Genomic DNA, 17,985 nt, shown 5'->3' on the forward strand with positions numbered 1-17,985 from the left:
TCCTTTCGAGTTTCTGATTCGGTTACTGACTGTCAGCGCCCGGCATTTTCGAGACCGGCGCGCCGCGCGAAGTGTCGAAAAGTCCGAGAACCATGAAGATGAAAAGCAGGAATGCGAAGAGTATGATCGCAAAGTAAGCGAGCCACAGCGCTACCGGGCGCCACACCTTGCCGCGTGTGCGGAAATGCATGATGGCAAGACCTGACATCATGAAACCAGCGCTAAGCGCGCCTGCAACGACGGTTGCGATCAATCCGGCGCCGCCGGGAACAAATGCAACCGCAAGAGCGACCGCGAAGACGAGCAAGGCCGGGCGCGGCATACGCAGTGTTGCGGGCCAGTCATCACGCGGACGGCGCAGGCGACCCGACATGGAGATCAGGCGCTGTGCCAGATAAAGATTGCCAACGAGAATTGCGAGGCAGGTTGCCGGCTGGATTGCAGGCAAGGCGACCATCAGAAGCGACGTTACATTGCTGCGAATGTCATCGCTGGCCGTGAACTGCGGATCGGCTTCGGCAACCCGGTCGATAAGCGTATTTGCGAGTTCGCGCGCCATGTCCGGGCCAAAGCCCAGGATCGCACCGATGACGATGAAGCTGAGCGCCACCATCATGGCAAGCCGAAACACAATGTCTGAAAGCGGATACCAGACCAGAACATCCTGCGGTCCGCCGAGTTCTTCGGCTGGCCGCGCGAGTCCGGACAGATAGGCGCCGGTTGCTGCGGGAATGAAGCTGGTCAATGCCATCAGAAGTGCTGCAAGCGGGACGGCGACAACGCCGACGGCAACCGTAGCTGTGGCGGCGGCAACGATACCGGCGCTCGAACCCCAGCCAAGGGCAACAACGAAGATGGGAAGTGGTGTCAGGAAGTAGAGAACCATGGCCATAGCAGCCATCGCACCACCCTGGGCGATGACGCCGGACGACATCAAGGCCGAGGCAAGCCCCGCCAATATGCCGATACCGATAATGGTTCCATTGAATTTCATCAGTTTCGCTGTCCTGCTCCGGTCTTGCCGGTTCGCGCAGTTAGAGGCCGCTGCCCCAACTTGGGTTTTTATTACGCTTCATTGCGCCCATCGCAATGAAGGAAGGGGTTGGGAGGCAATCTCTGCGAGAACGCCTCCCAGAATCTTGTTCTTACTTCACAACGTAAGGCAGCAGGCCGAGGAAACGAGCGCGCTTGATCGCCTTGGCGAGTTCACGCTGCTTCTTCTGGCTGACAGCGGTAATACGGGAAGGAACGATTTTGCCGCGTTCGGAAATGTAACGCTGCAGAAGCTTGATGTCCTTGTAGTCGATCTTCGGTGCGTTTGCGCCGGAGAATGGGCACGTCTTGCGACGGCGATGGAAAGGACGACGGGTCGGGATCTGATTGATATCAACCATGATTATGCTCCTTCACCAGCTTCGTTGTCGCGTGGGCGACGTGGGCCGCGATCACCACGGTCACCGCGATCACCACGGTCGAAACCGCCTTCACGACGACGCGGACGATCATCACCATCGCGTTCGCGACGGTCGTCACGGCGGGTGAGCATGGCCGACTGGCCTTCTTCGTGTTCTTCAACGCGAACGGTGAGGAAACGAAGAACGTCTTCGTTGATGCGCATCTGGCGTTCCATTTCGGCAACGGCTGCAGCCGGAGCGTCAATGTTTACGAGCGTGTAATACGCCTTGCGATTCTTCTTGATACGGTAGGTGAGGGGACGCAGACCCCAGCTTTCGACCTTACCGACCTTGCCGCCATTAGCTTCGAGGACACCCTTGTACTGTTCGACGAGAGCGTCGACCTGCTGCTGGGAAATGTCCTGGCGGGCAAGAAGCACATGTTCATAAAGAGCCATTGGCTTTGCCTTTCTTCTGTTACAACATGCCGACACCAACGGCTAAGCCTCTGCGACTTCTCTTTTGCCGGAAAACCGGTGAAGAAAGGACGCTCACTGAGACGATCGAGAGCGGAGACACGGGAGGCAGAAGCGCTTGTGACTTCTACGGATGTTCGTGAATTTAACTGCACAAACAACCGGCCCTCCGTTCAGCCCCCAGCTGGTGCCGAGCAATGAACGGGCGGCTATTACGTGTTTTTCCCCGGCTTTGCAAGGCGCAAACCGCACAAAAACCGGGAAATACTTGACTTTGCTGCCCTCACTGAGGCACATCCCGCCAAATTGTGCATTTAATTGCAGGGCATGTTGGCGAAAACGGATATCGGTTTCGACGTTATCATATGCTTAAAACCAGAACGAGGCATCAATGGCGGTAGCATTTACTTTCCCCGGACAAGGCAGCCAGGCTGTGGGTATGGGCAAGGCTCTGGCCGAACAGTTCGCTGAAGCGCGCGCCGTTTTCGATGAAGTCGACGCGGCACTGGGCGAAAAGCTTTCCGCTACCATGTTCGAAGGGCCGGAAGACGTGCTGACGCTGACCGCCAATGCCCAGCCTGCGCTGATGGCCGTCTCGATGGCTGTGTTGCGTGTTATGGAAGCGCGCGGTTTTTCGTTGAAAGACAGGGTTTCCTACGTTGCCGGACATTCGCTTGGTGAATATTCAGCACTTTGCGCAGCCAGAACATTCTCGCTTGCCGATACGGCGCGTCTCCTGCGCATTCGCGGCAATGCGATGCAGAAGGCTGTTCCCGCTGGCGAAGGCGCGATGGCTGCGATCATCGGCCTTGAGCATGGCGACGTAGAAGCTGTCTGCACTGAAGCCAAGGCATCCGGCTCGGTTCAGATCGCCAATGATAATGGTGGTGGACAGCTCGTTATTTCCGGTTCAAAGGCTGCGGTCGAACTGGCTGCCAGGCTTGCATCCGAAAAGGGTGCCAAGCGGGCCATCATGCTGCCCGTATCCGCTCCCTTCCATTCGACCTTGATGGGCCCTGCTGGTGAGGCAATGCGTGAAGCGCTTGCTTCGGTTGAAAAGCACAATCCGATTGTGCCGCTCATCGCTAATGTGCGCGCAGCGCCGGTTACCGACGCCAACGAGATTGCGGATCTGCTGGTTGAGCAGGTTACAGGTCAGGTGCGCTGGCGCGAAACGGTCGAATGGTTTGCGGCCAATGGCGTCACCACGCTTTATGAAGTAGGTTCAGGCAAGGTTCTGACTGGTCTGGCGCGCCGCATCTCGAAGGATGTGACTGGCGCCGCCGTTGGTTCGGCTGAAGAGATCGAAGCAGCGCTTGCTGTTCTCGGCGCTTGATCCCGAAAAGTTGCAGACTTTTCGGATAAGATTATGCGATGGAAGTTGAGAAGCTAAAAGGGATTTCGCATGTTTGATCTGACTGGCCGCAAGGCTCTGGTAACCGGCGCAACCGGCGGTCTTGGCGAAGCGATTGCCCGCGCTCTTCATGCGCAGGGCGCAATCGTCGGCCTGCACGGCACACGCGAAGAAAAGCTGAAAGAGCTTGCCGCTGAACTTGGTGATCGCACCTTCATCTTCCCGGCTAATCTTTCTGATCGTGAAGCTGTGAAGGCTCTCGGTCAGAAGGCAGAAGAGGAAATGGGCGGCGTCGACATTCTCGTCAACAATGCCGGCATTACCCGCGACGGTCTGTTCGTGCGCATGAGCGACGAAGACTGGGATGCGGTTCTCAACGTCAACCTGACGTCGGTATTCAATCTGACGCGTGAGCTGACCCATCCGATGATGCGTCGCCGCAAGGGTCGTATCATTAACATCACGTCGATTGTTGGCGTGACCGGCAATCCGGGTCAGGCAAACTATTGCGCGTCGAAGGCGGGCCTCATTGGTTTCTCCAAGTCATTGGCGCAGGAAATCGCCAGCCGCAATGTAACGGTTAACTGCATCGCTCCGGGCTTCATCGAATCGGCCATGACCGACAAGCTGAACGAAAAGCAGAAGGAAGCGATTATGAGCAATATCCCCATGAAGCGCATGGGCGTTGGTGGTGATATTGCAGCGGCGGTTGTCTATCTGGCAAGCGACCAGGCTGCCTATGTGACGGGCCAGACCCTGCACATCAATGGCGGCATGGCCATGATCTAACCCTCCTTCTTCTCCCTATTATGGTATAAAATGCCTTAATACGGGGGCTGAAGAAGGAAAAGGCGCTTTGCCTTGCTCAAGAAGCATGGTAATGCGCCCATCGAGAATTGCGGCATTCTGAGTAGAAGTGCCGCGATCCTGTTCCGAAAGGAATATCCACAGGATGACTGTCCGGGCGGCTTCGCTCGAAACTTGGCAGACATCTTATAACTTGATTACAATCCTGCATGCCGCTAACCAAGGCAGAGCAACAAACACACAGGTCGAGGTTCCGACATGAGCGATACCGCAGAGCGCGTCAAGAAAATCGTTGTTGAACATCTGGGCGTAGATGCCGACAAGGTCACGGAAGGCGCAAGCTTCATCGATGACCTCGGCGCAGACAGCCTCGACACGGTCGAGCTGGTCATGGCTTTCGAAGAAGAATTCGGCGTTGAAATTCCTGACGACGCTGCCGAAACGATCCTTACGGTCGGCGACGCTGTGAAGTTCATCGACAAGGCTTCCGCCTAATCTGAACTTGGGCATTGGGCTGGGGTTCTCGCGAATCCCGGCCCTGCTTATTTTAAGTCGTTTCTTTCGTCTTCACGATCGGGACGCACATGCACAAAGGCCGTTCAGCGGCCTGTTTGTGAATCTGCCGGAACGCTGATCGAAGATCGTGTTCGTCATGGCAGGCTCCGGTTTCAACAATTGGAGCACCATCCCTTCCAGTCAGGCCCGGACATATGTTCTGCCGGTTAAAGCCTGCGGGGCGGTGTTCGTGACATAACAAAGTTTTAAGGGGTGGATATGAGGCGTGTCGTCATCACCGGTCTTGGTCTGGTGTCGCCGCTTGCCAGCGGTGTCGAAGAGACCTGGAAGCGTCTTATTGCCGGTGAAAGCGGTGCTCGCCGCATCACGGAATTTGAAGTTGACGATCTGGCCTGCCAGATAGCCTGCCGCATTCCGGTTGGCGATGGCACCAATGGCACCTTCAACGCCGACCTCCATATGGAGCCCAAGGAACAGCGCAAGGTTGATCCTTTCATCGTTTATGCTGTCGGCGCTGCCGATCAGGCGCTGGACGATGCCGACTGGCATCCTGAAAGCGACGAAGATCAGGTCCGTACCGGTGTTCTTATCGGTTCCGGCATCGGCGGTATCGAAGGTATTGTCGAGGCCGGCTACACGCTGCGCGACAAGGGCCCACGCCGCATTTCTCCGTTCTTTATTCCTGGTCGCCTGATCAATCTGGCTTCCGGCCATGTTTCCATCAAGCACGGGCTGCGCGGTCCAAACCATTCGGTTGTAACGGCTTGCGCAACCGGCACACATGCTATCGGCGACGCTGCCCGTCTGATCGCTTTCGGCGATGCGGATGTCATGGTTGCCGGTGGAACGGAATCGCCGGTCAGTCGCATTTCGCTGGCAGGCTTTGCCGCTTGCAAGGCGCTGTCCACCAAGCGTAACGACGATCCGACCGCAGCTTCCCGTCCTTATGACGAAGACCGTGACGGTTTCGTGATGGGCGAAGGTGCGGGCGTTGTGGTTCTCGAAGAGCTGGAACACGCACTGGCGCGTGGCGCGAAAATCTATGCGGAAGTTATCGGCTACGGTCTTTCGGGCGATGCTTACCACATTACTGCTCCGACCGAGAGCGGCGAGGGTGCCGAACGTTGCATGGTCGCTGCCCTGAAGCGCGCTGAAATCACGCCGGACCAGATCGACTACATCAACGCCCATGGCACGTCGACCATGGCTGACACCATCGAACTCGGCGCTGTAGAGCGCGTGGTTGGCGATGCTGCATCGAAGATTTCGATGTCCTCGACCAAGTCGGCTATCGGCCATCTGCTTGGTGCTGCCGGTGCAGCCGAAGCGATTTTCTCGACGCTTGCCATCCGCGACAATATTGCGCCGGCGACGCTCAATCTCGATAATCCGGCTGTCTCGACGAAGATCGATCTGGTTCCGCACAAGGCGCGTGAACGCAAGATCGATGTGGCTCTGTCGAACTCCTTCGGATTTGGCGGAACCAACGCTTCGCTGGTCCTGCGCCGATACTCCTGATCGGTATCGCTGAAAATAGAATATCGAATTTAAAAAAAACGCGGGGATTTCTCCGCGTTTTTGCCAAAATAAAACCGGATGCGATGTTTAAAATCGCGAACAGCGGTTAGTGTGGTTACGACTCCGAAGAGTTTCAGCCACTCTGACGAAAATAAGTGCAAAAAGCCGTTCTGGGCGGGCATTCGGCACAATGTGTCGGGAGGTTCGCCAAAATAGATAGACAGAGCCTTTCTCGTGGTTTGGTTCAAACTAACGAAATACTCTGGACCGAGGTGATTGAGTGAATTCAGAGGCGCCATCCGGAACACCCCCTGCAGACGAACTGCCCAAGGGCGTGACGCAGGAAACGAACGCGACTTCAAAGCCGTTCGTGCCGAAATCCGCGTCTGAAGCTCTGCGTCCCGAGCCGGGAACGCCGCCGCCGAGCAAGCGTTCGCGCCATGCCCGCAGCCAGATCGTGGTTTTCATGAATTTCATGCTGTCGCTGGTCGTGCTTGTTCTGCTCGGCGCGTCGGCCTTGTTCTATTTCGGCAAGATGCAGTTTGACGGACAAGGTCCGCTTACTGCCGAAACGACGTTTCTCGTCAAGCGCGGCGCTGGTATCGCCGAAGTTTCCAACAGCCTGGAAAATCGTGAAATCGTCAGTGACGCGCGTATTTTCCGCTATGGGATGCGGACGCTCGGTCATGAAAATGATCTGAAGGCGGGCGAATACGCCATCCCGGCGGGCGCTTCGATGCGCGATGTGATGAATATCCTCATCAGCGGCAAATCCATCATGTATCCGCTGACCATTCCAGAAGGTCTGACGGTCAAGCAGATTTTCGATCGTATCTCGGCTGATCCGACACTGGTTGGTGACATGCCGAAGGACATGCCGCCGGAAGGTTCGCTCTTCACCGATACGCTGAATTTCACGCGTGGCACGACGCGTTCGGAAATCATCGATCGTATGGTCGCCTCCCAGAAGAAGCTCGTGGACGACGCCTGGGCAAAGCGTGGTTCCGACCTGCCGATCAAGGACAAGAACGAATTTGTGACGCTGGCTTCCATCGTTGAAAAGGAAACCGGTATCGCGTCGGAACGCCCGCATGTGGCGTCGGTCTTCGTCAATCGCTTGAAGAAGGGCATGCGCATCCAGTCCGATCCGACCATTATTTATGGCCTGTTCGGCGGAGCTGGCAAACCTTCTGATCGGCCGATCTTCAAGTCGGACATCGAAAAGCCGACACCTTACAATACCTATGTGATCAACGGTCTTCCGCCGACGCCGATTGCCAATCCGGGCAAGGCTGCGCTGGAAGCTGTCGCCAATCCGCTGGATACGGAAGACCTCTATTTCGTTGCCGATGGCACGGGTGGCCATGTGTTCTCGAAGACGCTGCAGGAACACAACGCCAACGTCCGTAAATGGCGCTCCGTGGAGCAGCAAAAGAATATCGAGCAACAGAACAATAGCGGCAGCAATACAAACCAAAGCGCGGGGCAGTAGCTTTTCGCTACGGCTTTGGTGAGTTTGAGAATGTGTAACCGAAGCCGGTGTTCGCCACCGGCTTCGGATTGGTTTTTAGAGTAAGTCCGCACTGTCGCGGGCGTGAGTTGAGGGGATGGAACGCATGGCGCTCCAAAGCATGACCGGTTTTGCACGCCATGCCGTGCAACATGCCATGGAAGGCGGAGAAGCGCGCATCATCTGGGAAGTGCGTTCCGTCAATGGTAAGGGGCTCGACCTTCGGCTGCGTCTGCCGCAAGGCCTTGAAGCCGCCGAACATCCTGTACGCTCCATGCTGGCGCGTCATTTTTCGCGTGGCAATTTTCAGGCAAGCCTCAGTGTGGAGCGCAGCGAGGCACAGGCTGGTTTCAGCATCAATCAGGCCATGCTCGCCGAGATCCTGAAGCTCGGTGCGGATTTGCAGGCAACGCACGGACTGGCCCCCGCCAGCGTAGACGGCATTCTTTCGTTGCGCGGTATCATCGATCAGGCACAGATGGCTGATGACGAAGACGAGCGCGGCGGACTGGAAGCTGCCGTCGTCTCAGGTTTTGAGGAAACGCTGAAAGCAATCGCCGATGCCCGCAAGCAGGAGGGCAAGGCTCTTTTCACTATTCTGTCCGCGCATGTTGACAGTATCGAGCGCCTGACCGTGAATGCCCGCCGCGACCCGTCGCGGAGCACAGACGCGATCAAGGCCCGTCTCGCTGGACAGGTGGCGCTGCTGATGGATTCCGCACGCGAGCTTGATGAGACGCGGCTCTATCAGGAAGCGGCGTTTCTGGCGACCAAGGCCGATATTCAGGAAGAGCTTGACCGGTTGGAGACCCATGTGGCATCCGCCCGCAAGCTTCTGGCGGATGGTGGCCCCGTCGGGCGCAAGCTCGATTTTCTTTCACAGGAATTTAATCGTGAAGCTAATACACTGTGTTCCAAATCGAATGCAGCGTCGATCACAGCCATCGGTCTGGAACTGAAGGCAGTCGTGGACCAGTTTCGCGAACAAGTACAAAATCTGGAGTAACAGGTATCATGGCCATCTCTTCGGTTGAAAATGGCGTCGCACGTAGAGGCTTGATGGTGGTGATCTCGTCGCCATCCGGAGCCGGTAAGTCCACCATTGCCCGGCTGTTGCTGGAAGACAAGAAGATGAACCTCTCGCTGTCGATCAGTGTGACGACGCGCCAGCGCCGCCCGAGCGAGATCGAAGGGGTTCACTACCATTTCAAGACGATCCGCGAGTTTGAACGCCTTCGTGACAATGATGAGCTGATCGAATGGGCCGAGGTCCATGGCAATTTCTATGGCACGCTGCGCGAAACGGCTGAGATCGCGCTGGCTGACGGTCAGGATATGCTGTTTGACATTGACTGGCAGGGTGCAGACCAGTTGCAAGCAAAGATGCCAGCCGATGTGGTGTCGATCTTTATTCTTCCGCCCACCATGCGCGAATTGCAGCAGCGCCTGAACCGTCGCGCGGAAGATACGGCGGATGTCATCGAGACCCGTTTGCAGAATGCGCGTTTTGAAATCCAGAAATGGGTGAAGTACGATTATATCGTCATCAATGAAGATCTTGATCGCTCCTTTGCGGCCATCAAGTCGATCATTGAAGCTGAACGTCTTCGCCGTGACCGCCGCCCGGGTCTGTTCGATTTCGTGACCGGTTTGCTGGAAGAAAATCCGGGTACTTAATTATTTAATAGGGTAGTTCGTAATTGCGATTTTCCTGAAGCATAGTTACTACGCAGTCGGCAAGTAATGTCACGTGATAATGCGCGCGAATAAGCCCTTCGATGTTCACTGTCACTTCTGGAAAGACGTTGCCGTTTAGCGCCGCGGGATAACGGAAGTGTTCTCCTTTGGGATCGGCGCTGTGTATGTGAGTGAGAATTCGCCGACAATGATTGCTCCACCGCCCATCGTCGTTGACGCCGTTATCTTTGAGTATTTTTTGAAGGTCATCATATAGCTTTAGGAGATCATGCCCGTCTGTTCGCGCGTCATCAACTCCAATATGAGCAATTTCGCGCAATGCTTCTTCGAGCGCTAACTCCATACTATGTCTCGCTAAATAGAAAAGTGGGATAGTAAGGCTTTGATTATTAATGGGATATTCAAGTGTATGGCGAGCCATTATTTCAAATGCTCTATCATAAGAGTAAGCATAGTAACTCCATGATTGACTTCCGTAGTCTTGGTTATCTCTGCATTTGAGCAAGGGTTTTAAGCGCCAAGGGAATTGAAGATCTTCTTCTTTCAAGATTTCATCGTAAGTCATTGTCAAAACTCCAGTTTAATCTGGATTCTATCTGTTTCGCTCACGAGGCGTTTGAACGCTTCTAAAGCATGTCGCTGTTAACCGGATTCGGGATTCCCGTTTGGCTTGATCTGTGATTCACTTGTCTCATGGAAGGAGATGCACCATGGGCAAGCCGCATCCGATTGAGTTGCGTGAGCGTGTCGTTGCGTTTGTGAATGAGGGCAATAGTCACCGGGAAGCCGCTCGGCATTTCCGTGTTTCGCCTCGGTTCGTCAACAACATGATGATCCTGCATCGGTCATCCGGCTGTCTGGCCGCCGCCAGGCAGGGCCACCCGCCTGGAAGTGTGAAGCTTTTGGCTCATGGTGATTGGGTCCGCGAGCAGATGTCCGCCCGTGGCGAAACGACTTTGGACGAACTGTGCGTTGCGCTCGCGGAGCGCGGTATTGAAGTCCACCGCGCCACGGTCGGGCGATTTCTACACCGACTTGGGCTGAGCAATAAAAAAAAGCCTCAAGGCAAGCGAGCAGCGTAGACCAGAGATCGCCAAGGCGCGTGATCTTTGGATCAATCGCCGAAAGCGGTTCTTCAACAAGGCCTTGTCGCGTCTCATCTTTATCGATGAGACTTCCACGAATACGCGCCTGACAAAACGCACCGGATGGTCTGCCAAAGGCAGGCGCTTTGCCGCCTATGCGCCCTTCGGAAAATGGAAGACACAAACCTTCATTGCCGGACTGCGCTGCCATGGCCTGACCGCGCCATGGATCGTCGATGCACCGATGAACAGCCGCATCTTCGAAACCTGGATCGAGACACAGCTTGTGCCGACACTGTCAGCCGGTGATATAGTCATCCTCGACAATGTCGGCTTCCACAAAAGCCAGAAGGCTGAGCAACTGGTCAAGGCAAAGGGCGCTTGGTTTCTCTTCCTGCCGCCCTATTCGCCGGACCTGAACCCAATCGAAATGGCTTTCTCAAAACTCAAGGCACTTCTGAGAAAGCGAGCAGCACGCAGCTTCGACGCCATCTCAAAAGCACTTGGCGATATCATCAGTCTCTTCTCCATCAATGAATGCCAGAACTTCTTTAAGGCTGCTGGGTATGAGGCCGAATAAATGCGACACGCTTTAGAAACGGCTTGCCGCCGCGTGTTTTCAATTTGCCCAGAGCTTCGGAGTTCCTGAAAACGAGTTCGCATTCACCGGGCCAGCCTGGACCTTGCCATTGCACAGCGTCCCAGAATGAGTCGAGTGTGTAACCGAAGGATTCCGGGTCTTGGGCTGGAACAGCGGAAAGATACCGTCGCCAAAGATCGTCAGGGTTTTCTATCCCGGCACAATCGATTTCGTAAATCGGCAGCATATCAGCCTAGCAGGATCAGCAGGCCGTCCACCATGCCGAGGACAAGAATGAGTGCGCCCATCGTGATGGCTGTCACGACCAGCATACGCTTTTGCCGGTCACGTTTTTCCGTTCGCTTGCCCGTCCAGTCGTAAGGCGATTCAGGCATTCCTCTCTCCAGACCGGCCTGACATCGAATATCGCTATGCAGGCTGTTACCCTGATAGCCTGCACTTTACCGGTGATATCTGCAAGTTAGATGACACTAAAAAGCAGGCATCTGAGCGAAAGCGCGGAAGACGGCAGGGCTCTTATACAGCCGTGCCTCCCACTGTTACCTGATCCATGCGCAGATGCGGCTGGCCGACGCCGACAGGTACCCACTGACCACCCTTGCCGCAATTGCCGCTACCCGTATCAAGCTTCATATCGTTGCCGATCATCGAAATCCGCTGCATCGCATCCGGACCATTGCCAATCAGCATCGCTCCCTTGATCGGCGCGCCGACCTTGCCGTCCTCGATCATGTAGGCTTCCGTACAGCCGAACACGAACTTGCCGGAGGTGATATCGACCTGACCACCGCCAAAGGAAACGGCATAGATGCCCTTTTTCATGGAGGCGATGATCTCTTCCGGCGTCTTGTCGCCGGAAAGCATGTAGGTGTTCGTCATGCGCGGCATAGGTGCGTGAGCATAGGATTCGCGGCGTCCATTGCCGGTAGCTTCCATGCCCATCAGGCGGGCGTTCTGGCGATCCTGCATATAATTGACGAGTTTGCCGTCTTCGATCAGCACGGTGCGATTGGTCGGGGTGCCTTCGTCATCAATGGTCAGCGAACCCCGGCGCTCGGCAATCGTGCCGTCATCGACGACCGTGACACCCTTGGAGGCAACCTGCTGTCCAAGCAGACCGGCAAAGGCAGAGGTCTTTTTTCGATTGAAGTCGCCTTCCAACCCGTGCCCGACGGCTTCATGCAGCATCACACCCGGCCAGCCATTGGCCAGAACGATGTCGAATGTGCCTGCCGGGGCAGGGATAGCTTCCAGATTGACGAGGGCCTGACGCAATGCCTCATCGGCGGCATGCTGCCAGCTTTCAGCGGTGATGAACTCGCCAAAGCCCTTGCGTCCGCCAACCGTATGCGAACCTGATTCCTGACGGTCGCCATCGCCTGCCACTACCGCAACGCTCAGGCGCACCATGGGTCGTATATCGCGTACGAAATGACCGTCGGCGCGCAGAATTTCGACCTGCTGCCACGAGCCTGCGAGCGAAACGGAAACCTGACGTACTTTCGGGTCCTTGGCACGCAGATAGGCGTCTATTTGCTGCAAAAGCTGCACCTTGGAATCGAATGTCGGCGAACCGATGGGGTTTTCATCCGTGTAAAGGTGACGGTTGGTGCCGGCAGGTGCCGCCGAATAGTTTCCGCCGTAGCCCTTAAGGGTTGCAGAAACCGCATCGGAAGCGCGCTTCAAGGCGGCAAGCGAAAGATCGCCCGCGTGGGCATAGCCGATTGCTTCGCCTGCGACCGAGCGCAGGCCGAATCCCTGATCCTGATTGAAGGAGCCGGTCTTGAGACGACCATTGTCGAAAACAAGCGCCTCCGCCTCGCGATATTCCACGAAGAGCTCTCCGTCGTCGCTGCCCTTCAGGCTTTGGGCGACAAGACGCTCGATATCGTCGCGGCTGGCGTCGAAACTGTCGATCAGGCTTTTCATAAAATAAATCCTGCAGCATGTGTTTGCTGCAGGATGTAAGCCTTAAATCGGTTGAGAACAACCGGTCATCTCAGTTGTGATCAAGGCAACGCGTCGAAGCCTTCACCGAACCCCTTGAGATCGACAGGAATGCCCACGCCTTCTTCCGGCGTCTGGAAGACGATGAAGGTCGCAGCCTTGCCGGAACGCAATGTCTTGAGAAGTTCATCCTCTAGGATCACTTCGGCGTAGCAGCCGTCTTCGAAGCAGCGGACGAAATAGGCGCGACCGATATCCTTGCCGTCGACATTGAGGCCAAGACCGTTGGGCAACAGAACGCCTAGCGGCGCCAGAACGCGAAGGATGCGCGCCTTGTTGTCTGCTGTCTTGAGAACGACGACCGAAAGACCCAGTTCAGGGCGCTTTGCGGCGACCACATTCTGGATCAGCGCGCATTGCTCAGTCTTGGCGCCCGCAGGCGTATCACACAGAACGGACCATGCGCCATGCTGCGACTTGAGCTTGCCGCTCTGCTGCGGGCTGCTCGGAGCCGCCTGCGACTGGGCAGCAGGGGCCTCTTGTGGGGTTTGTAACTGCGCCGGTGTTTCCTGAGCAACCGAAGGAAGCGTTGCAACGGCAAGCGTCAAGCTGACGCCTGTTGCAAGAGTTGCGAGGCGCTGGCTGATCGTGCGGCGGGCAAGCATGCGAAAAGTCATGAAATCTCCAGATCGAATCACCGGGACGTTAACGCGCTGCATTGGCCATGAAAAGCGCCGTGATTGGCGATTATCAGTCCTGGCCATCATAGCAACGGTGATACCGTCTGTTGCGTCGATTGTCACGCGGCACGTTAAAGGAAACGTCTTGTCAAATCATGGCTTCATTATGGGTTTCGTACGGTTTTCCCAAGTTTTCACGGTGAAAACGAGCAGCTCCGGCGCATTGATTAAACTCGGACATTCGCTCTTTCCCACATGGACTGCGCGCAAAAATGCCGCACAGGAACATATTCGCCTTCCTTGCGGTGTGCGCTAAGGTGTGGTTTGAACGCCGACGGGGGATGCGGCCGTCTTTAGCGTCCGGCGTCCAGCTCGAAAGGGCGAAAAGGGAGAGAGTTCTGGTGGATAAGATTGTTGCCACAACGAAGAGCGCCTTCGGCGGCGCTCTTGCAGTGCTGTGGACGACTGGTGCCGCTTTTGCGGACCAGCCCCGTCCCTGGGAATGGAGATTTCAGGACGCAGCGACTGGAATTGCCGAACAGATTCATTGGTTTGAGCGCTATACGCTCTGGTTTATCATTCCAATTACCTTGCTGGTTCTGTTCTTGTTGCTTTGGGTGGTGTTTCGCTTTCGTGCGAGCGCGAACCCGGAGCCATCCAAAACCAGCCACAATACCGCTATTGAAGTGGTCTGGACCATCGGGCCTGTGATCATTCTTCTGTTTTTGGCGGTTCCGTCTTTCCAGCTTCTGACGGCGCAGTATTCGCCGGAAGATCCGACGCTGACGGTCAAGGCGACAGGTTATCAGTGGTATTGGGGTTACGAATATCAGGTCGATAATCCGGTCAGCTTTGATGCCCTTCTTCTGAAGGATGGCGATCGCGCCGCTGCCGGCAAGGAAGACCGCGCGCGTTATCCGCGTCTTCTGGCCGTCGACAATGAAGTCGTGGTTCCGGTCGGCGAAACGGTTCGTCTTCTCGTCACTGCTGCCGATGTGATCCATTCGTGGACCATTCCGGCTTTCGGCGTGAAGATGGACGCTGTTCCGGGTCGTATCAACGAAGCCTGGTTCAAAGCGGACAAGGAAGGCCTCTACTACGGTCAGTGCTCTGAGCTTTGCGGCAAGGATCATGGCTTCATGCCGATCGCCGTGCGCGTTGTCTCGAAAGAGCAATATCAGACCTGGATCGCCGCTGCGGGATCGGATCTGAACGGCGCGAACAAGGCGCTTCAGGCCGCTGTTGAAGGTGGCGCAAACGATAAAGTGGCTGCGGCGGGTCTCTGATCCCGAACGCCAAGACTGTTGAAAAACGGGAGCGAATTCCATGGCTGGCACAGCAGCTCACGAGCATGGTGCTCACGACGACCACAAGCCGCACGGCTGGGTTCGTTGGGTATACTCGACCAATCATAAAGACATCGGTACCCTGTACCTGATTTTTGCAATCATCGCCGGTATTATCGGCGGCGCCCTGTCGATCGCGATGCGCGCTGAACTCCAGGAACCGGGCATCCAGATTTTCCATGGCTTGGCGTCCATGGTTTACGGTGTTGAGGGCGATGCCGCGCTTGATGCCGGCAAGCAGATGTTCAATGTGTTCACCTCCGCGCATGCTCTGGTCATGATCTTCTTCATGGTCATGCCCGCGCTGATCGGTGGTTTTGCCAACTGGATGGTGCCGCTGATGATCGGCGCGCCGGACATGGCTTTCCCGCGCATGAACAACATCTCGTTCTGGCTTCTGCCGCCTGCGCTGTTGCTGCTGATGATCTCGCTGTTCATGCCTTCGGCACCCGGTGGTTGGGGCCCCGGTGGCGGCTGGACACTGTATCCGCCGCTATCGACGACCGGCCAGCCTGGTCCGGCAATCGATTTCGCCATTCTGGCGCTGCACATTTCCGGTGCTTCGTCGATTCTCGGCGCGATCAATTTCATCACCACGATCCTGAACATGCGCGCTCCGGGCATGACGCTGCACAAGATGCCGCTCTTCGCCTGGGCTGTTCTGGTGACGGCATTCCTGCTGCTGCTTTCGCTGCCGGTTCTGGCAGGTGGCATCACCATGCTGCTGACCGATCGCAATTTCGGAACGACCTTCTTTACGCCGGATGGTGGTGGTGATCCGATCCTTTACCAGCATCTGTTCTGGTTCTTCGGGCATCCGGAAGTGTACATTCTGATCCTGCCGGGCTTCGGCATTGTCAGCCACATCGTGTCGACCTTCTCGCGCAAGCCGATCTTCGGTTACCTCGGCATGGCTTACGCCATGGTGGCAATCGGTGTCGTGGGCTTCGTCGTCTGGGCTCACCACATGTATACGGTTGGCCTGTCACTCGACACGCAGCGTTACTTCGTGTTCGCCACGATGGTCATCGCTGTTCCGACGGGTATCAAGATCTTCTCGTGGATCGCGACGATGTGGGGCGGTTCGATCACGTTCCGCGCACCGATGCTGTGGGCAATCGGCTTTATCTTCCTGTTCACGGTCGGTGGTGTGACGGGTGTTCAGCTCGCCAATGCCGGTCTCGACCGCGCACTGCACGACACCTACTACGTTGTGGCGCACTTCCACTACGTTCTGTCGCTGGGTGCGGTGTTTGCGATCTTCGCGGGCTGGTACTACTGGTTCCCGAAGATGAGCGGCTACATGTACAATGAGTTTACGGCGAAGCTGCATTTCTGGGTCACCTTCGTTGGCGTGAACCTGGTCTTCTTCCCGCAGCACTTCCTCGGTCTTGCTGGCATGCCGCGCCGTTACATCGACTATCCGGATGCCTATGCAGGCTGGAACATGGTGTCGTCCTACGGCTCCTATATTTCGGGCTTCGCAGTCCTGATCTTCCTCTACAATGTCTTCGAGGCATTTGCGAAGAAGCGTGAAGCCGGTGCAAACCCATGGGGTGAAGGCGCAACCACGCTGGAATGGCAGCTCTCGTCGCCACCGCCGTTCCACCAGTGGGAACAGCTGCCGCGCATCAAGTAATCGTGCGATGGGCGGAGTCCGGAAAAGACTTCGCCCTTCTTTACAAAATGTGCTATGGGCGGGCGGCATTCTGTTCCGCCCGTCGCCGGTAGACGAAAAAGTCGGCCATCAAGCACGGCATTTCCGGCGGGAACAGAACGGTTTCCGGGAGGACATTGTTGTGATTGTGCCGATCCGTGCTGTAGGGGCGCGGTGTTCGGACCGGTGAATTTGAGGTTTTTAAAGTCAAAATGTCTCTGGTGGAAAAAAACGCAGGTACCGACGACGCGCTCGCTCTCTCCGAAGCGACTGCGCGGGATTACCTTGTTCTTTTGAAGCCCCGGGTGATGTCCCTTGTGGTCTTCACCGGGCTGGTCGGTCTCGTGGTCGCACCGGGACATATGAATCCTGTGCTCGCTGCCATCAGCATCTTGTGCGTAGCGGTCGGCGCTGGCGCGTCTGGTGCGCTGAACATGTGGTATGATGCTGATATTGACGCAGTGATGAAGCGCACGCGCAACCGGCCTATTCCAGCTGGCATTATTGCGCCCAATCAAGTTCTGGCCTTCGGCCTGACACTTTCAGCCTTTTCAGTCGTCACGCTTGGCCTGATGGTCAACTGGCTGTCGGCCGCACTGCTTGCCTTTACGATTTTCTTTTATGCCGTCGTTTATACGATGTGGCTGAAGCGCTCGACGCCACAGAACATCGTCATCGGCGGTGCGGCAGGTGCATTCCCTCCGATGATTGGCTGGGCGGCTGCAACAGGCGAAATCACCTGGGACAGCGTCGTTCTGTTCATGATTATCTTCCTGTGGACCCCTCCGCATTTCTGGGCGTTGTCGCTTTTTTCAGCCAATGATTATGAAGCGGCGCGTATTCCGATGATGCCGAACGTCAAGGGCGAGCTTTCGACCCGGCGTCAGGCACTCTTCTACTCGATCATCATGGCGCCGGTTGGCGTTCTGCCGTGGGTGCTTGGCTTTGCGGGTCCGGTCTATGGCGCGATTTCCACGCTGCTTGGACTGGCCTTCGTTTACTATGCATGGCGCATGTGGGTTGCCGGATCACAGCCTGAAATGCTGGCCGCCGCCCGCAAGTTGTTCCGTTTCTCGCTGCTATACCTGTCGGGATTGTTTGCGGTGCTGCTTGTCGAGGCACTGGTAATGAAGGCGTTGATCGCCTTTGGAGGGTTCTAATGGATAAAACCGTACAGAAGCCGACGGACAACGAGCTGGAGCTGATTGTTCCGACGGAACAGCAGAAGCGAGCCCAGCGCAATCGCTCTTGGGGATTGGCAATCGCTCTGGCGCTGTTCGTGCTGCTTGTTTACATCGGCACAATTGCGAAACTGGGTGTGAACGTTTTGGTGCGGCCGATCTAGCTTGTCTCCCAAACACGGGAGCCGATTTTGGGATAAAGACTGCATACATAC

Annotated in this window: 20 protein-coding genes; 13 read left to right on the forward strand and 7 right to left on the reverse strand. The window is 56.2% G+C overall.

Annotation, left to right across the window (positions count from 1 at the left end):
• Positions 1–22: 22 nt before the first annotated feature.
• From OANT_RS02945 to rpsF, 3 genes are all read right to left on the reverse strand, one after another.
• Positions 23–994, reverse strand: coding sequence for a DUF2232 domain-containing protein (locus OANT_RS02945; RefSeq protein ID WP_012090837.1), 972 nt, complete (start codon positions 992–994; stop codon positions 23–25).
• A 151-nt stretch (positions 995–1,145) separates the two neighbouring features.
• A complete protein-coding gene (gene rpsR, locus OANT_RS02950) occupies positions 1,146–1,394 on the reverse strand; it encodes a 30S ribosomal protein S18 (protein WP_006466219.1) in 249 nt (82 codons plus the stop codon).
• A 2-nt stretch (positions 1,395–1,396) separates the two neighbouring features.
• Positions 1,397–1,852 carry a 30S ribosomal protein S6 gene (gene rpsF / locus OANT_RS02955; protein WP_010658387.1) on the reverse strand — a complete coding sequence of 152 codons (456 nt, stop codon included), beginning with the start codon at positions 1,850–1,852 and terminating at the stop codon, positions 1,397–1,399.
• Positions 1,853–2,261: 409 nt separating this feature from the next.
• Between rpsF and fabD the strand changes: the two genes are divergently transcribed.
• The 7 genes from fabD (at position 2,262) to gmk (ending at position 9,252) form a co-directional block, all read left to right on the forward strand.
• Positions 2,262–3,206, forward strand: a complete 945-nt coding sequence (fabD, locus tag OANT_RS02960; RefSeq protein WP_012090838.1) for an ACP S-malonyltransferase — start codon at positions 2,262–2,264, stop codon at positions 3,204–3,206.
• A gap of 69 nt (positions 3,207–3,275) precedes the next feature.
• Entirely contained in the window at positions 3,276–4,013 is a 738-nt protein-coding gene (gene fabG / locus OANT_RS02965) for a 3-oxoacyl-[acyl-carrier-protein] reductase (protein WP_012090839.1), read from the forward strand.
• Between the two features lie 276 nt (positions 4,014–4,289).
• Positions 4,290–4,526: an acyl carrier protein gene (locus OANT_RS02970; protein ID WP_002963616.1), complete on the forward strand. Its 237-nt coding sequence runs from the start codon at positions 4,290–4,292 to the stop codon at positions 4,524–4,526.
• Positions 4,527–4,805: 279 nt separating this feature from the next.
• The gene (gene fabF, locus OANT_RS02975; protein ID WP_010658390.1) at positions 4,806–6,065 is read left to right on the forward strand and encodes a beta-ketoacyl-ACP synthase II; all 1,260 of its coding nucleotides are present in this window, start codon (positions 4,806–4,808) and stop codon (positions 6,063–6,065) included.
• 280 nt (positions 6,066–6,345) lie between these two features.
• Positions 6,346–7,557 (forward strand): endolytic transglycosylase MltG, encoded by a 1,212-nt coding sequence (gene mltG, locus OANT_RS02980; protein WP_012090840.1) that lies wholly within the window; start codon positions 6,346–6,348, stop codon positions 7,555–7,557.
• A 124-nt stretch (positions 7,558–7,681) separates the two neighbouring features.
• Entirely contained in the window at positions 7,682–8,581 is a 900-nt protein-coding gene (locus OANT_RS02985; RefSeq protein ID WP_012090841.1) for a YicC/YloC family endoribonuclease, read from the forward strand.
• 8 nt (positions 8,582–8,589) lie between these two features.
• Positions 8,590–9,252, forward strand: a complete 663-nt coding sequence (gene gmk, locus OANT_RS02990) for a guanylate kinase (protein WP_012090842.1) — start codon at positions 8,590–8,592, stop codon at positions 9,250–9,252.
• 4 nt (positions 9,253–9,256) lie between these two features.
• On the opposite strand, the gene OANT_RS02995 is transcribed toward gmk, so the two are convergent.
• On the reverse strand, positions 9,257–9,838 hold the full coding sequence (locus tag OANT_RS02995; protein WP_041544953.1) for a hypothetical protein: 582 nt from the start codon (positions 9,836–9,838) through the stop codon (positions 9,257–9,259).
• Positions 9,839–9,983: 145 nt separating this feature from the next.
• Between OANT_RS02995 and OANT_RS27030 the strand changes: the two genes are divergently transcribed.
• Both OANT_RS27030 and OANT_RS27035 read left to right on the forward strand, forming a co-directional pair.
• Positions 9,984–10,355, forward strand: a complete 372-nt coding sequence (locus tag OANT_RS27030; protein ID WP_011982874.1) for a winged helix-turn-helix domain-containing protein — start codon at positions 9,984–9,986, stop codon at positions 10,353–10,355.
• 64 nt (positions 10,356–10,419) lie between these two features.
• On the forward strand, positions 10,420–10,938 hold the full coding sequence (locus OANT_RS27035) for an IS630 family transposase (RefSeq protein ID WP_040128162.1): 519 nt from the start codon (positions 10,420–10,422) through the stop codon (positions 10,936–10,938).
• A 248-nt stretch (positions 10,939–11,186) separates the two neighbouring features.
• On the opposite strand, the gene OANT_RS26675 is transcribed toward OANT_RS27035, so the two are convergent.
• The 3 genes from OANT_RS26675 to OANT_RS03015 form a co-directional block, all read right to left on the reverse strand.
• Positions 11,187–11,333: a hypothetical protein gene (locus OANT_RS26675; RefSeq protein WP_158304317.1), complete on the reverse strand. Its 147-nt coding sequence runs from the start codon at positions 11,331–11,333 to the stop codon at positions 11,187–11,189.
• A gap of 142 nt (positions 11,334–11,475) precedes the next feature.
• Entirely contained in the window at positions 11,476–12,888 is a 1,413-nt protein-coding gene (gene tldD / locus OANT_RS03010; protein WP_012090845.1) for a metalloprotease TldD, read from the reverse strand.
• 80 nt (positions 12,889–12,968) lie between these two features.
• Positions 12,969–13,583 (reverse strand): invasion associated locus B family protein, encoded by a 615-nt coding sequence (locus OANT_RS03015; protein ID WP_012090846.1) that lies wholly within the window; start codon positions 13,581–13,583, stop codon positions 12,969–12,971.
• Positions 13,584–13,987: 404 nt separating this feature from the next.
• On the opposite strand from OANT_RS03015, the gene coxB reads away from it, so the two are divergent.
• The 4 genes from coxB (at position 13,988) to OANT_RS03035 (ending at position 17,934) form a co-directional block, all read left to right on the forward strand.
• On the forward strand, positions 13,988–14,872 hold the full coding sequence (coxB, locus tag OANT_RS03020) for a cytochrome c oxidase subunit II (protein WP_012090847.1): 885 nt from the start codon (positions 13,988–13,990) through the stop codon (positions 14,870–14,872).
• 40 nt (positions 14,873–14,912) lie between these two features.
• Positions 14,913–16,571 carry a cytochrome c oxidase subunit I gene (ctaD, locus tag OANT_RS03025; protein WP_010658398.1) on the forward strand — a complete coding sequence of 553 codons (1,659 nt, stop codon included), beginning with the start codon at positions 14,913–14,915 and terminating at the stop codon, positions 16,569–16,571.
• Positions 16,572–16,801: 230 nt separating this feature from the next.
• The gene (locus OANT_RS03030; RefSeq protein WP_012090848.1) at positions 16,802–17,749 is read left to right on the forward strand and encodes a heme o synthase; all 948 of its coding nucleotides are present in this window, start codon (positions 16,802–16,804) and stop codon (positions 17,747–17,749) included.
• Entirely contained in the window at positions 17,749–17,934 is a 186-nt protein-coding gene (locus tag OANT_RS03035) for a cytochrome c oxidase system small membrane protein (RefSeq protein WP_010658400.1), read from the forward strand. Before OANT_RS03030 ends, OANT_RS03035 begins: the two co-directional genes overlap by 1 nt.
• Positions 17,935–17,985: the final 51 nt, after the last annotated feature.

Source organism: Brucella anthropi ATCC 49188 (genome assembly GCF_000017405.1).
Classification (GTDB): domain Bacteria; phylum Pseudomonadota; class Alphaproteobacteria; order Rhizobiales; family Rhizobiaceae; genus Brucella; species Brucella anthropi.

Bases quoted from the DNA above. Each gene is read 5' to 3' on its own strand.
- OANT_RS02945 (WP_012090837.1), bottom strand. From the start codon at position 994: ATGAAATTCAATGGAACCATTATCGGTATCGGCATATTGGCGGGGCTT.
- rpsR (WP_006466219.1), bottom strand. From the start codon at position 1,394: ATGGTTGATATCAATCAGATCCCGACCCGTCGTCCTTTCCATCGCCGT.
- rpsF (WP_010658387.1), bottom strand. From the start codon at position 1,852: ATGGCTCTTTATGAACATGTGCTTCTTGCCCGCCAGGACATTTCCCAG.
- fabD (WP_012090838.1), top strand. From the start codon at position 2,262: ATGGCGGTAGCATTTACTTTCCCCGGACAAGGCAGCCAGGCTGTGGGT.
- fabG (WP_012090839.1), top strand. From the start codon at position 3,276: ATGTTTGATCTGACTGGCCGCAAGGCTCTGGTAACCGGCGCAACCGGC.
- OANT_RS02970 (WP_002963616.1), top strand. From the start codon at position 4,290: ATGAGCGATACCGCAGAGCGCGTCAAGAAAATCGTTGTTGAACATCTG.
- fabF (WP_010658390.1), top strand. From the start codon at position 4,806: ATGAGGCGTGTCGTCATCACCGGTCTTGGTCTGGTGTCGCCGCTTGCC.
- OANT_RS02985 (WP_012090841.1), top strand. From the start codon at position 7,682: ATGGCGCTCCAAAGCATGACCGGTTTTGCACGCCATGCCGTGCAACAT.
- gmk (WP_012090842.1), top strand. From the start codon at position 8,590: ATGGCCATCTCTTCGGTTGAAAATGGCGTCGCACGTAGAGGCTTGATG.
- OANT_RS02995 (WP_041544953.1), bottom strand. From the start codon at position 9,838: ATGACTTACGATGAAATCTTGAAAGAAGAAGATCTTCAATTCCCTTGG.
- OANT_RS27030 (WP_011982874.1), top strand. From the start codon at position 9,984: ATGGGCAAGCCGCATCCGATTGAGTTGCGTGAGCGTGTCGTTGCGTTT.
- OANT_RS26675 (WP_158304317.1), bottom strand. From the start codon at position 11,333: ATGCCTGAATCGCCTTACGACTGGACGGGCAAGCGAACGGAAAAACGT.
- tldD (WP_012090845.1), bottom strand. From the start codon at position 12,888: ATGAAAAGCCTGATCGACAGTTTCGACGCCAGCCGCGACGATATCGAG.
- OANT_RS03015 (WP_012090846.1), bottom strand. From the start codon at position 13,583: ATGACTTTTCGCATGCTTGCCCGCCGCACGATCAGCCAGCGCCTCGCA.
- ctaD (WP_010658398.1), top strand. From the start codon at position 14,913: ATGGCTGGCACAGCAGCTCACGAGCATGGTGCTCACGACGACCACAAG.
- OANT_RS03030 (WP_012090848.1), top strand. From the start codon at position 16,802: ATGTCTCTGGTGGAAAAAAACGCAGGTACCGACGACGCGCTCGCTCTC.
- OANT_RS03035 (WP_010658400.1), top strand. From the start codon at position 17,749: ATGGATAAAACCGTACAGAAGCCGACGGACAACGAGCTGGAGCTGATT.